We start from the raw sequence: 14,780 nt of genomic DNA, 5'->3' as shown, positions 1-14,780 counted from the left end.
CATAAGCGCGGCAACGTCAGTTATTGGTTCGGTTGCCTTGGCCGATCACCCGCATGAACTCGGTCTCGGCGGCGGTGGCATAGCGCTCTTTGTGGCGCAGCATGAAAAATTTGCGGCGCGGCACCGGATAGTCGACCGCGATCAAATTGCCGGCGGCGAGCGCATTGGCCGCAACGAGGCGAGACATCACCGTCACTCCAGCTCCAGCCGCAACGGCTGTCCGCACTGCCTCATTGGCGGGCAACACCAGGCCAATGTCGATATCGGTTTCCGAGATACCTTCCTGGCGCAGCATGGCAGCAAGGGTCGAGCGCGTTCCGGAACCGCTTTCGCGCAGGATCCAGCTTGCCGTTGCAAGCAAGGGTTTGGCGTCTTTGCCGAGCTTCCCCCAGGGATGATCGGGCGGCGCCAGCAGCACCATCTCGTCTTCTGCCACCGTGCTGACGGAAAGGGTCGGCTCATCGACCTCACCCTCTACAAAGCCAAGATTGGCCTCACCTTCTCGCACCTGCGCTGCCACCGTCTCGGTGTTGCCCATGGTGAGCGAAACGGCAATGCCGGCATGTTGCGAACGAAAAGCATGGATGAAAGGCGGCAGCCAGTAATTGCCGACCGTCTGGCTGGCAGCGAGGCCCAGCGAGCCGACCTTCAATCCGGCAAGATCCGCAAGCACCAGTTCGGCAGCCGTCGCGCGTGCCAGCACCGCTTTCGCCTCAGCCAGGAAGAGCCGCCCAGCATTGGTGAGCGCAATGCGACGGCCGACACGATCGAACAACTTCGTCGCGTAGCGAGCCTCGAGCGCGGCCACCGCCGCGCTCGTCGCAGATTGCGTCAGATTGAGATCACGCGCAGCGTTGGTGACGTGCTCGCGTTCGGCGACGGCAACAAAAATGCGCAATTGCTCCAGCGTCATGCGAACTCCTCAGAGCGCCGCGCATCCATTGGACGCGCGGCGCTCCAAAACTCTAAATCTGCGCATCGTGCTTGCCGAAAATCGAACCCGACTTTCGGGCCGATGCACTAGCCCACCAGTTTGACCAGAAGCAGGCTGAAGCAAGCGATAAAGGCAAACGCCGAAAGCGCAAGCAGCAATGGGCGAAGACCCCGCGAGCGTATCTTGCCGATATGCGTCTGCAGGCCCATTGCCGCCAGGCCGACCGACAACATGAAGGTGGTTGCGAAAACGATGAGGGACTTGGCCTCGGCCGGCACTTCGACTGCGCTGTTCAACGCGACAACGGCGACAAAGGCGAAAACAAACCAAGGTATGGGTGGCTTTGCGGCCTTTTCAGCGGCCCTGCCCCGCGCAGCCATGACGCCAAGCGCTATCACCATGGGCGCTAGCAGCGCCACCCGTGCCAGCTTGGCGATGGTGCTGATTTCGCCGGCTTGCGGGCCAATCTGGAAGCCGGCGCCGATGACTTGCGCGATCTCATGGATGGAAGCACCTGCCCACAGGCCAAAGCCATGCTGATCGAGCCCCGTCGCGACGGCCAGCAGCGGGTACCCGAGCATTGCGATGGTGCCGAACAGCGTGACTGAGGCGACGGCGTAGGCAACATCCTCGTCGCCTGCGTTGGTCACGGCATTGGTCGCAACAATGGCCGAGGCGCCACAAATCGAGGTTCCAGCGGCGATCAATTCCGTGAGCTTGCGGTCGACACCGAGAAGCCGGCCAAGGCCGAGGGTGAAACAGAACGTGGCCAGCAGCGACAGCGCGACAACGCCGACACCGGCTGCACCGATCGCTGCAAGTTGCGTCACCGTCAGCTGGAAGCCGAGCAGCACGATCGCGAGGCGCAACAGGGTGCGCTGGCAAAAGGCGATACCGGCGCGCGTGTTGGACGGCAAGCCAACCAAGTTGGCGAAGACGATGCCGACGATGACGGCCAGGATCATCGGGCTGAAAATGCCGAGCCCTGGTAATTCGCGGATCGAAAAAGCCGACGCAGCCACAATCGCCGCCAGCACGATGCCGGGCCAGATTGTGGTTTTGTTGACGGCCGCCGGCTCGCCAATCTTGACGGGCGGGGCAACCGGGCGATCAAACGATACGGCAGACACGGCATTCTCCAATTCCAAGCAGAATTGGAATGCCATTCTCCCTCTCATCAATCCAACGCATTGTCCGTGTCAAATCATTCGATTCAAACGAACGATCACTGCAGGCGGCAGGACGCGTTGGATGTCACCCGCGCGTTCGCCACGCGAGAGCAATTCCAGGAAAAATGTCTAACGGTTTTCCGTCCGAAATTGCGTAGAAACAAAGAATTAGAGCGTTTCCGTGAAAACGGGAACGCTCTAGCGAGGGATCAGCCGACCCAGCGTTCGTAGTCGGATACCAGGAGGTGCAGCGGTGCCTCATCCTCTTCGATGTCGGAGAAGCGACCGATCGGCTCGCGGAAGATGTTGTCGGTGAGATCGTCGTTGACGGTCGAGACTTCGCCGATCAACACGTCCTTGCCCTCTGCCCAGAAGGCGTGCCAGACACCCGGCAGCAGCGTGACGCTTTCGCCCGGATCAAGCTTGAGCAGGCCGCCTGCCGGCAACTTGCGAATGGTGCCGTCGACCGGAACGGAGACTTCCGCCGTGGGATCGATGCCGCCATCCGCATCGGGCATGAACAGTTCCAGCACCAGCTTGCCGCCACCGCGGTTGATGATGTCTTCCGCCTTGATCACGTGTCGGTGCATCGGCGAAAGCTGGTCCTTGCGCGTGATCATGATCTTCTCGGCATAAAGCATGCCCGCGCCCTTCTTCATGTCCTCGAAACGGCCATTGCGCACCGTGAACAGGAAAAGGCCGAGTTCGTCGAACTTGCCCTGGCCATAGTCGGTGATGTCCCAGCCAAGCCGGGAGTCGAACACGCCCGCGGAGGTGCCGCGACGCGCCTTCATGTCCTCCGGTGTCCAATAGGCGAAAGGCGGCATGACGTAGCCGAATGAACGGATGAAGGCATCGCCCTCGCGAATGATGGCGTTGACGGTCGAACGTTTCATGAGGACGATCCTGTGAAAGCAGTTACCCTTTGGCAGGTTCTCGTCGCAAAACCGCGGGACATTTTTGCGGAACCTGCTTGGGAATTTCGCATAGCGCAACGCCCGCCGGCTGTCGATGTGCAGCGAGGGCGGCGTCAGGCGTCGGCGCGACGCGCCGCCATGCGGCGCATCGCTATGACACGGCGGCGACGGATTTCGGTGCGCATCGCAATCAGATGCAATGCAAAAAACAGAACCGTGAAACCGATGGCCATTACCAGAAGCGGCCACAAAAGACTGGGATCGATCGTCGGTCCGTCCAGCCGGAATACCGACGCCGGCTGGTGCAGCGTGTTCCACCATTCGACCGAAAACTTGATGATGGGAATGTTGATGAAGCCGACCAGCGTGATGATGGCGGCGGCCCAGGCTGCACGCGCGGCATCGTCCAATGCACGGGTCAGCGCGATAATGCCGAGATACATCAGGAACAGAACAAAGACCGAGGTCAGGCGAGCGTCCCACACCCACCAGGTTCCCCACATCGGCTTGCCCCAGATCGAGCCCGTGATCAGCGCCAATGCGGTGAACACCGCGCCGATGGGCGCTGCGGCCTTCAGCGAGACGTCGGCCAGTGGGTGGCGCCATACCAGCGTGCCCAACGCCGAAAGGGCCATCACCGTGTAGCACATCATGGAAAGCCAGGCGAAGGGCACATGGATGTACATGATGCGTACGGTGATGCCCTGCTGGAAATCCTCAGGCGCGGTGAAGCTCATATAGAGACCGGCCGCGAGCACGACCATCGCGATGCCAGTCAGCCAAGGCACCAGCCTATCGGCCAGAGCCATGAAACGGGTCGGGTTAGCCAGGTCTGCCCAACTCGAGGGGCGTGTGCTCATTTCGCTCATGAGGTGTTCTTAGAACCTTTCGGTCGACGTTTGAAGCCATGCCGAAAGGACAACACCGCGCACCTCGGAGCGTTTTTCACGGACCCGTGGAAACGCTCCAACTCTTTGTGGTTGCGCAATTTCGGCAAAACCGCTGCGCGCTTTTGCCGAAATTGCTCAGGGAGTACGCGGTGTCAATTTCTGTCACCCGTGGCCGAGGCCGGATGATCCGACGATCAGGCGGCCTCGCCGGTCACCGACACGATGCTGAGCCGGCGGACATCCTCTTCGGCGAGCAGCCCCCCGGCGCGCAACAGCGCAGCGAAGCGGCCATTGCGCATCGACAACTCCTGGAAGCCGCCCATCTCGACGACGCTACCCTTGTCCATGAAGATGACGAGGTCGGCGTCGCGAACCGTGGTCAGGCGATGGGCGATGACAAAGGTGGTGCGGTCGCGACGCAGGTCGTCGAGCGCTTCCTTGACACGGCCCTCGGTTTCGACGTCGAGCGCGCTCGTCGCCTCATCGAGGACGAGGATCGGCGCGTCCTTCAGCACGGCGCGGGCAATAGCGATGCGCTGGCGCTCGCCACCCGACAGCTGGCCGCCGCGTTCGCCGACGACAGTATCGTAGCCATCGCTCTTGGCCAGGATGAAATCCTGCGCCACGGCAGCCTCGGCCGCGGCATGGACTTCCTCATTGGTCGCCTCGTCACGGCCGACGCGGATGTTGTCCTCGATCGACCGATTGAGCAGACCGGCATCCTGGAACACGGTGGCAATCGAGTGGCGCAGCGACTTACGAGTCACCGTGCGGGTGTCGATGCCGTCGATGAGGATACGGCCTTCGCTCGGCGTGTGGACACGCTGCAGGAGATTGATGAGCGTGGTCTTGCCCGCACCCGTCGGACCAACGATCGCAACCGTCTGCCCAGCCTTCACCTCAAAGGAAACGTCCTCGACGCCCTGTGTGGAGTTGGCGAAGTTGAAGCTGACGTTCTCGAACTGGATGTGGCCGGTGACCTTGCCGAGATCACGCAGATCTTCCGGCTCGGCAGCTTCGGCAGAGTCTTCCTCGAGCTTGTAGAATTCCTCAAGCTTGGCCCGTGCTTCCGAAATCTGCGTCACAAAGTTCGACACCAGGTCGAGACGACCAATCAGCAGCGTGGCAAAGCCGGTGAAGGCAACGACGTCGCTGATGCGCAATTCACCGTGCATGACCAGATAGGAACCGATCATCAGCACAACCATCATCGAAACAGTCGAAGACAGGCGGTTCATGGCGCTGGCCAGGGCCCACCAATCCAGAACCGGGTTCTGGGCGTTGAGCAGATCCTTGACGTATCGCTTCAGCGTCTCAGCCTCATGGCCGATGCGGTTGTAGCTCTGCAGAACGGCAACGTTGCTGACAGAATCCGTCACGTGGGCGAAAACGGTGTGATAGTGACGCTCGACGTTGGCCTGGCCCTGCTTGGTCTTGCGCATGACAAGACGACCGATGGCGAAGTAGAACACGCCAAGCACCAGGAGAACGGCAGACATACGGGCATCGAGGCTCAGCGCCGTCGGCACGAGGAACGCCAGCGCGACAACGGTCGACAGATGCTGGCGCATGAATTCAAGCCACAGCGTGAACAGCGACTCGACCGCGCGCAGCAATGTCTGCAGCGAGTTGGATGTACCGCGCTGCTGGTGCCAGGCGAGCGGCATGGTGACGACGCGTTCGAAGGACTCGCACAGCACTTCCGAGCGACGCTTGTGAGCGAAGCGGTCAGCGCCGCGAGCGACGAGAACGACAGCGATGATGTTGAAGGCGCCGAGGCCTGCCCACATGACCAGCTCGGTGAACGGATTGGTGCGTTCGGCGATTGCGCCGATGACCTTACCCAACAGCATCGGTTCGTAAACCGCGACCATCGCAAGCATGACGTTCGCCATGCAGATCAGGATGAGACGCTTCTTATCGGCGGTAAGATAGCCGAGCGCTCTCCAGTAGATTTGCAGCAGGGACAACTCAATTACTCCCGCGTAACGATCCATAGTGCGCCGCATTATTGCGGTGAACACCTAGCCCTAGATGGGTGGCAAAACAATGCCCGCCTATGCCTTCTGCTCCGTTCCGACGAACAAAACATGACAACGGGCAGAAATCTGCCGTGATCGCGTAACGGTTTGAGATAAAAGGTGAAATCCCAACCCTGCGGCAAAATTACGGCAGATACCCATTGCTGCCGCATTTTTGTGCAACCGGAGACCCGCCGATGGGCCTCCGGAACCATTTCTGCCCTTATCAGGCTGGAATCTTGACGATAATCTCGCTGGAACCGCCCTCCTTGAGGTCGAAAGCGTTGCCTTTCACCTTGGCTCCGTCGACTTCCAGCGAGATGGTCTTGGTGGCCTTGGCACGCACGACACGGACCGAATGTTCGGTGCCGGCGATCTTGAGCTTTGCCGAATAACCGTCCCAATCCCTGGGCAGCTTGGGCGTAATCTCAATGCGGTTGCCGCGTCGCTCAATGCCGAGGATACCCTCCACGGCGGCGCGGTAGAGCCATCCAGCCGAGCCGGTGTACCAGGTCCAGCCGCCACGGCCGCCCTTCCCTTCACCGGCATAGATGTCGGCGGCCACCACGTAAGGCTCGACCCGGTAGTGTTCAGCTGCCGCGTCGTCCAAAGCATGGTTGACCGGGTTCAGCATCGAGAAACAACGATAGGCTTCATCGGTCCGGCCCATCTCGGCCAGCGCAATCACGAACCAGGTTGCGGCATGGGTATATTGGCCGCCATTCTCCCGCACGCCCGGCGGATAGCTCTTGATGTAACCGGGATCCTTCTCCGTCCTGGAGAAAGGCGGCGTGAACAACTTCACGATCTTGAGCTCGTCATCGACAAGATGCTTGACGGCCTGATCCATGGCGGTCTGTGAACGGGCGGGGTCGCCATCGCCCGACAGTACGCTCCACGATTGCGCGATCGAGTCGATCTTGCATTCATCGGATCTGCGCGAGCCGAGTGGCGAGCCGTCATCGAAACTGCCACGGCGATACCACTCGCCGTCCCAGGCGGCATTCTCCAGCGCCATTTTGAGGCTGGCCGCATGTGCTTCCCAGGCCTTGGCGCGCTTGGTGTCGCTTTGTGTCTTGGCCACCGGCGCAAAATCCGTGAGCGTCTTCAGCAGGAACCAGCCCAGCCAGACGCTTTCGCCCTTGCCGCCGATGCCGACGCGGTTCATGCCATCGTTCCAATCACCGCCGAGGATCAAAGGCAGGCCATCGGCGCCGGTTCTCTGAATGGCAAGATCCAACGCCCGCGCGCAGTGCTCGTAAAGTGGCACATTTGTCTTCGAGATTTGAGGTTCGAAGAAGGAATCGTGCTCGCCCTCGGCCAGCGGCTTGCCCTCGATGAAAGGCAGCGCTTCCTTCAGGATTGCCTTGTCCCCGGTCACCAGAACGTAGCGCGACACCGCATGGGCCAGCCAGACGACATCGTCCGAGATCATGGTGCGCACGCCGGCGCCGCTACGTGGCAGCCACCAGTGCTGCACGTCACCCTCCGGGAATTGCCGCTGGGCTGCGTTCAGGATCTGCTCGCGCGCCAATGCAGGGTCGTGGGCCAGCAAGGCCAGCGTATCCTGCAATTGATCCCGGAAGCCGAAAGCGCCGCTGGCCTGATAGAATGCCGAGCGCGCACGGATACGGCAGGCCAGCGCCTGATAAGGCAGCCAATGATTGACCATGGCATTCAGCGCCTTGTCAGGCGTCTCGACCTGGATGGTATCGAGGAAACCACGCCAGTTGCGTTCGTTCTCGGCCAACCTTTCGTCGAAATCCTTGGCACGATGCGTCTTGACCAAGGCACTCGCCTCCTTGGCGGAACCTGCATCCCCCATCAGCCAAAGCAAGGTGACGTCGCCACCGGCTGGAATCTCGACATCACGCGCCAGCGCAGCACATGGATCGTCGCCCGCCTCGACACGGCCGGACAAGGCCGAGCCCGCAAGGACGGACTGCGGCGTTGCGGTGTTGCCGTCGCGGCCGAGAAATTCCTGCCGGTCAGCCGTGAACGACTGTGGCTCGCGATCACTGGCCAGGAACGCCACGCGGTCGCTGAAGTCGAGCCCGTACGGGTTCTGCGCCAACAGAGCGCCGGTGGCCTCGTCGCGCTGTGAGAGGATGGTGGCAGCAGTTTTCGAGCGATGGCTGCCAAGCACCCATTCGGCATAGGCGTAGACACGCAATCTGACAGGTGCCGATCCTGCGTTCTGGATGCGCAGACGCGAAATACGGACCGGGTCGACTGGATCGACGACATGAGTCAGATCCATCGACACCGCACCACGTCTGGAGCGGAAGGTGGAGAATCCCTGTCCATGCCAGGCTTCGTAGACCATAGCTGGATCGCGCAGCACCGCAGCCGTCGGTGAATAGGCCTCACCGCTGCCGAGATCGTGGATGTAGATGCCCTCGCCCGGACGGTTCGTGACCGGGTCATTCGACCATGGCGTCAGCTGATAGTCGCGGCTGTTGCGGCTCCAGGTGAAGCCGGCTCCCTCGGCTGATGTATGGAAACCGAATACCTCATTGGAGACCACGTTGATCCATGGTTGCGGCGTCGAACGGCTGCCCGTCAGGCGGACTACGTAGTGGCGGCCGTCACTGTCGAATCCACCATAGCCGTTCCAGTAGTCGAGCCCGGTGCCGTCGGCAGGGATTCCGCCTTCGCCCTTCTTCGCCGGCTTGCGTGGCGCAGGCGCCGTGGTGTCACGCGACACCGCGGCCCCACCTGGGTGCAAGGCGTCGCGGGCCTGGATCGCCGCGGTCTCGGCGCGTTCGATCTGATCGAAGATCGTACCGTTGCGGGTGTGCAATACCACGCGCGCCACAGCGAGCAGTGTCTTGTAGGTGGTTTCATCCATCAGATCGCGGCGCACCGCAAAGATGTGCTGGCGCGAACCGAATTCATTGCCGCGCAGCCGACTGTTTTCGCACAAGGCGTCGATCGCCTGCTGCAGATCCTGCACATAGGACGATGCCTGCTCGTTGACGATGACGAGATCCGCCGTCATGCCGCGCGCACGCATATATTCCTGGAAGCGAAGCGCTTCGGCGACGATCTCGAGGTCGGCAACGTCGCCGATACGGACCGCGAAGATCGGGAAGTCACCCGAAATGCTGGTCGGCCAGAGACTGGACTGACGACCGAGGCCCGAAGCGACCGCGTCGGGCTGCAGACGCAGGAACGGATCCGGGTAGATCAGATACCGCGCCAGTTTCTGCACGTTGGAGGCATCCGTCAGGCTCAAGCCCATGTGGCGGGTCTGCACCTGCGAGCGGGTCCAGGCCAACATCGACTGACGCGCGAAACTCTCAGCGTGGTCAAGCCGCGCAATCGCCTCTTCCAGTTCCGTACGATTGGCGCCAGTGACGGTCCAGAAGGTAAGCGATATCTTCTTGTTCGCCGGCACCCGCACGCGCCGTCGCAGCGCGGCAATGGGATCAAGTGTGAACCCGGCGTGTCCTTCCAGTCGAGCATCGGGATCGAACGCGGCGGCATCGGCGATGGTTCGGCCACGGCCGATGAAGGCACGACGATCGGTCTCGGCTTCGCCGTCGCGGGCAAGTCCCGACGGATCGGTGACGAAATGCGCCGCAGTGATATCGGGATCGCCCTCGTCCCTCTTGCGACGCGTGGCAAAGATCGCATTGTTGTTCGGCGCGATCTCCGTCTCTACGAACATCTTTGAGAAAGCGGGATGGGCATAGTCCGCGGCCTCCTGGCCGAGCACCAGTTCGGCGAACGATGTGACTTCGATATGCCGATCCGTCGCGCCGTCATTGTAGAGCGTGACCCGCCTGCCCTCGCCATTGCCTTCCGAGATGACGATGCATTCCACCTCTGAGCGCAGCGAATGCACGGTCTTGATGAAGGTCGCCTTGTCATCCGAGAACTGTGCCTGCGCGGTTTCACCAGGCGCGCGCTTCGGTTCGACAGTCGCCGACCACCAGTCGCCGGTGTCGGCATCGCGCAGGAAGATATAGGAGCCGAGCCGGTCCTCGACCGGGTCTGGCTGCCAGCGCGTTACGGCGAAATCGCCCCAGCGCGAATAGCCCGAACCGGTCGCCGTCACCATCACGGAATAGCGGCCGTTCGACATCAAATTGGTTGCGCGCAGGGCCCATGCAGGGTCGAGCACCACACGCATGTCGGGGGTCTGCGCCTCGGTCTCGTCGGCAACGGCCTGCTCTTCGGCATCGGTGCGCACCGTGTCGGCCGGAATCTCGCGTGGCGCCTTCTCCTGAAGCAGCAATTCAGCGGATTCGATCACCGGATCACTGTGGAAGCGGTCGCGCAGGCGTCCTTCGAAAACGGCATCGGCGATAGCTGCGATCGACATGCCCGAATGGTGGGCGAAGTAGTTCTGCACCACGGCACAGGTCGCGCCTTCCGGTACACGTTGCGGTGTGAAGTCGACCGCGTCGTAGTAACCGTGTCGACCGAGCGCACCGATCTCCTTCAGGCGTTTCAGATTGGCAACGGCCTCACGCGGCAGGAATTGCGCGCTGAGGATGGTGGCATACGGCGCAATCACCGTATTCTGGCCGAGACCACGCTTGAGGCCGAGACCGGGCACACCAAAGTTGGTGTACTGATAGTTCATCTCGCGGTCGCGGGCGTTGTAGGCGGCTTCGGAAATCCCCCACGGCACACTCTTCGAGCGACCGTACTGGATCTGCCTCTTGATGATGAGCTGGCTGGTCTGGTTGAGGATTGAGCCCTGGGGCTCCTTCATCACCAGCGGCGGCATCAGATATTCGAACATCGAGCCGGACCAGGACATCAAGGCTCCCCGGAATCCGATCTCGACGATCGGCCGACCCAGGCGGAACCAATGCTCGGTCGGCAGGTCGCCCTTGGCGATGGCGAACAGGCTGGTCAGTCGGCATTCGGAGGCGAGCAGGTCGTAGCAGGCCTCATCAAGTTGACGCTCCTCGACACGGTAGCCGATCGACAGCAGCTTGCGGTCCTGGCGCAGCAGGAAGCCGAATTCCATCTCGAAGGCGTAGCGCCGGGTGCGCTCATGCAATTCGAGCAATTTGGCGCGCATGGCCTGGACCGTCTTTTCATCGGCCTGAGCATCCTGCACATGGGCCTCGCAGGTGGCTTCCAACCGCGCGGCCCAATCGACGATGATGTCGCTGGCCGTCGACTTTGCTTCGGCATGTATGGCAGCCGCGAGCTTGCGGATCTCGCCGGCGAGGACGGTCAGGTTGACGGTGCGGGCCGAAGCCATTTCAGGCTGCGCCTTTATGGTACGCACGGCACGCCGCATGCCGTCCAACCGGTCGGCCAGACGTTGGCGCAACGGCCTGAGCTGACGCCGGTCGTCCGGCAGTTCGTCCAGGCTCTCGTTCAGGATCGCGACGGTGTCCAGCACGCCTTCGACATCGCCATGCAGGTGCACGGAAGGAGCCTCCGCCCATTCGGTGCAGGTCGCAGCGACCGTCACCAGATGGCCGGCGAGATTGCCGCTGTCGACTGCGGAGATGTAGGTTGGACGCAGCGGGTTGAGCGTCGTCGTCTCATACCAGTTGTAGAGATGCCCCCGACTGCGCTCCATGCGCTCGACGGTCGACATGGTGGCGTCGATACGTGCGATGGCCTCCGAAAGACTGATCCAGCCGAAGTCTCGCGCCGAAACGACCGACAGCAGGTAGACGCCGATGTTGGTCGGCGACGTGCGTGTCGCAATGATCGGCTTCGGGTTCTCCTGGAAATTGTCGGGCGGCAGATGGTTTTGTTCGGCCGTGACAAAGTTCTCGAAGTAATGCCAGGTGCGGCGTGCTGCGATACGCAGCGCGTGCACATCCTGCGGCAGCAGGTGCAGGCGATCCTCCGTTTCCGCGGAGCGGCTGACCAGCCAGGCGAATGCCGGCGATCCGATCCAGAACACTGCAAAGGCGAAAGCGACGAAGGCTCCGGTTGAATCGTCGAGAACCGGAATGGCGAGGCCGACGGCGCCGATGATCACGGCGCCGTACATCATGGAATAATAGGAGCCGATGTCGTTGCCGCTGCCCTGATGCGCCTGCGAAGCGGTACGCCACTCGAGCAGGTCCTTGCGGCTGACGAACAGACGATAGAGCGTGCGAATAATGGCATCGCCCATCATCCAGGCCTGATGCGCCATCAGCACGATCTTCAGCGCCACCATCGCCGTGCCGAAGGCTATGTCGTGCACAAGTGCCGAGAAATGACCGCGCGGAGTGGCATCGCTGTTCTTCGGGATGATCGCGTTGACGATGTCGAAGGTGGGCGCCATGAACAACGTCAGGATAAGCAGGCCTTGCCATTGGGCGGCTTGGGTGAAGGGCAGCAAGGTCCAACCGGCTATCGCAGCCATCACCCAGAAGATCGGGGTAATTGAGCGACGCAGATTGTCGATCATCTTCCAGCGGGACAGTGCCGGGACGCCCGAGCGCGGATCGAAGATGAAGCTCAGGAGCTGCCAATCGCCGCGAGCCCAGCGATGGTTGCGCGAAGCGTCAACCCAGTATCGCGTCGGATAATCCTCGACCAGTTCGACGTCGGTGACGAGTGCCGAACGCGCCAGGGCACCCTCGAGCAAATCGTGGCTGAGGACGGTGTTGTCTTCTATGCGCCCCTTGAGCGAGGCTTCGAAGGCGTCGATATGGTAAAGGCCCTTGCCCGTGAAGGAACCGTCGCCGAACACGTCCTGATAGAGATCAGAGACGGCAAAGACGTAAGGATCGAGGCCGCGATTGGCAGAGAATACGCGCTGGAAGAATGACGCCTCATCGCCGGTGGTGAGCGAAGGCGTGATGCGCGGCTGCATGATCGCGTAGCCGGCGGTAACCCGGCGCTTCTCCGCATCGTAATGCGGCTTGTTCATCGGGTGGCACATCTTGCCGATCAGCTTCGATACGGCATCGCGCGTCGTGCGGGTGTCCGCGTCAAGCGTCATGACATGCACGACGTTGTCGGGCAGCGGCGTTTCCAACGGCAGGAAGGTGGTGTCCTTGTCGCCGCGCAGCAGCAGGTTCAGTTCATGCAGCTTGCCGCGCTTGCGCTCCCAGCCCATCCAGCGCCCCTGCGCCGGATTGTAGAGACGGCGGCGGTGCAGGAGGTAGAAGCGAGGTGCGCCTTCGTTCGGGTAACGCTGGTTGAGTTCCGCGATCTGATCGCGGGCAAATTCCAGGATTTCCGTATCGTTGGCGCTGATTTCCGATTTGCTGTCCGGCCAATCCGAGAGCAACGCGAAATGAAGCTCACCCGACATATTGGCGAGATGGTGCACTTCGATGTTGCGGACATTTTCCTCGACATCGTCGCGCGAGCCAATCAGCGACGGCACAACGACAAGGGTCCGTGCCTCAGCCGGGATTCCGTCCTTGTACTCATAGCCGACAAGGCGCGTGGGTTTCAGGAACAACAGGATGACGGTGTTGAAAAAGGCCAGAGCGCCTTCGCTCGCAGGCACCGCGAACAGCACCAGCATCAACGTTATGCCCCAGAGCGGCAGCCCCAGTGCGGCCAGCGCATTGCCGGACAACCAAAGCAGAAGCGCGGTGAGCAGAAAGACGGGCAACACGATGCCAAGCCAACCGGTCCTGCGAAAACCACGCAGGAGACGGCGCGCCAGGCTTGGCGAATAACCTATCGCTTTTTCGAGTTCGGGACGGCGTGAACCGACAAGGAAGAAGCCGATATCGGTGGCATCGGCAGCATCCGTCGCTTCGCCCGTCGCCTGTCGCGCCGCATCCGCCATATCGGTCGCTTGCTCGGCGACATGGTATTCGGACTGCTTCGAACGTTTGGCCAGATCCTCGATCTCGGTGCGATACTGATCCCTGGATGGAAAATCGAGCTCGCTGAAATTGGTGCGTTCGCGCAGCAGCGCATCGATGCGGCTGACGCCCTCGAACCAGATCGTCCAGTCGACGTCATTGATGAGGCGCAAACCGCGAATGATGTTGCCGGTGGTCACGTTGCCGCTCGACAAAGTCTGATGCTCGGCAATGGTGATCTTTTCAGCGTCGGTGCCGGACTTCTCCAGCTCGGTTTCCAGCCACTCGAGCGCCCTGCCCGCATTTTGCGAACCGTCGCGCAAGCGATAGAGGAGCTGCGTGGCAAATGAGGTGTCGGCAGCCTGGGCCTGATATTTGTCCAGGATCGCTTGCCGGTCGGCACTGTCGCCGGCCGCCAGAACCCGGTCGGCCACGTCATTGGCAATGAGGCGCATGTCCCTCGACCGGTTGACCCGAACGGCAAGCCGGCGAAGGTTCTCGATAAGCACGAAACGCAGCAGCGACGGCAGCGCCCAGATTTCGCCGATCTTCATGGGCTCGACCGACTGGAAACCCTCGACGATCGCCTTGAACATCTGAGCCGAGACGGAGCTGTCCGAATGCGCGACGTAAGCCCAGGCCAATGCAAGAGCACGCGGCACGCTGGTGCCGTCGGAGAGTTTCAGCGTGGGCAGTTGTCTGTAAAAACGGCGCGGCAGATCGCGCTTGATCTGGTAGATCGTTTCTTCGACCAGATAGTTGTTGTCGAGCAGCCATTGAGCGGCCGGCGTCACCGTCTCGCCCCTGGCTTGGGCGACATTGGTCAGCTTGTAGACCTCAAGGATCTTCTTGGCACTTTCGCGGATGCGCTTCTGGAAATCGAAAGGCTGCAGCCCGGCAAGATCGGAGATGTCGCCTCTGGCGAGGCTTTCACCCAGCGCCCGCAACCTGTCTTCAGGCAGAAACTGTGACCGGATCGGCTCTTCCGCTGTCTCAGGGGAACGCGCGGTGGCGGTCCGGATGTCGGCGGGGCTGGTTTGAATATTCATCAAGCAATCCATGCGGTGGGGACCGGTCGCGGCGCAACCGCCTCGTCCCCGGTGTTTA

6 protein-coding genes are annotated in these 14,780 nt (G+C 61.5%); all 6 read right to left on the bottom strand.

Annotation, left to right across the window (positions count from 1 at the left end):
- Nucleotides 1-16: 16 nt before the first annotated feature.
- The 6 genes from ACFWXH_RS06855 to ACFWXH_RS06830 all read right to left on the bottom strand — a co-directional run bounded on the left by ACFWXH_RS06855 (nt 17) and on the right by ACFWXH_RS06830 (nt 14,722).
- The gene (locus tag ACFWXH_RS06855; RefSeq protein ID WP_379118611.1) at nt 17-913 is read right to left on the bottom strand and encodes a LysR family transcriptional regulator; all 897 of its coding nucleotides are present in this window, start codon (nt 911-913) and stop codon (nt 17-19) included.
- A gap of 107 nt (nt 914-1,020) precedes the next feature.
- The gene (locus ACFWXH_RS06850; RefSeq protein ID WP_379118995.1) at nt 1,021-2,019 is read right to left on the bottom strand and encodes a YeiH family protein; all 999 of its coding nucleotides are present in this window, start codon (nt 2,017-2,019) and stop codon (nt 1,021-1,023) included.
- 293 nt (nt 2,020-2,312) lie between these two features.
- A complete protein-coding gene (locus ACFWXH_RS06845; protein ID WP_379118609.1) occupies nt 2,313-2,999 on the bottom strand; it encodes a D-lyxose/D-mannose family sugar isomerase in 687 nt (228 codons plus the stop codon).
- Nucleotides 3,000-3,133: 134 nt separating this feature from the next.
- Nucleotides 3,134-3,889 carry a heme ABC transporter permease gene (locus ACFWXH_RS06840; protein ID WP_379118607.1) on the bottom strand — a complete coding sequence of 252 codons (756 nt, stop codon included), beginning with the start codon at nt 3,887-3,889 and terminating at the stop codon, nt 3,134-3,136.
- Nucleotides 3,890-4,104: 215 nt separating this feature from the next.
- Nucleotides 4,105-5,880, bottom strand: a complete 1,776-nt coding sequence (locus ACFWXH_RS06835; RefSeq protein ID WP_054312940.1) for a glucan ABC transporter ATP-binding protein/ permease — start codon at nt 5,878-5,880, stop codon at nt 4,105-4,107.
- 277 nt (nt 5,881-6,157) lie between these two features.
- The gene (locus ACFWXH_RS06830) at nt 6,158-14,722 is read right to left on the bottom strand and encodes a GH36-type glycosyl hydrolase domain-containing protein (RefSeq protein ID WP_379118605.1); all 8,565 of its coding nucleotides are present in this window, start codon (nt 14,720-14,722) and stop codon (nt 6,158-6,160) included.
- Nucleotides 14,723-14,780 lie beyond the last annotated feature (58 nt).

Source organism: Mesorhizobium sp. NPDC059054, assembly GCF_042739215.1.
Lineage (GTDB): Bacteria > Pseudomonadota > Alphaproteobacteria > Rhizobiales > Rhizobiaceae > Mesorhizobium.
Note: the sequence above shows the minus strand (reverse complement) of the source record. Positions and strands in the feature narration are given on the sequence as shown.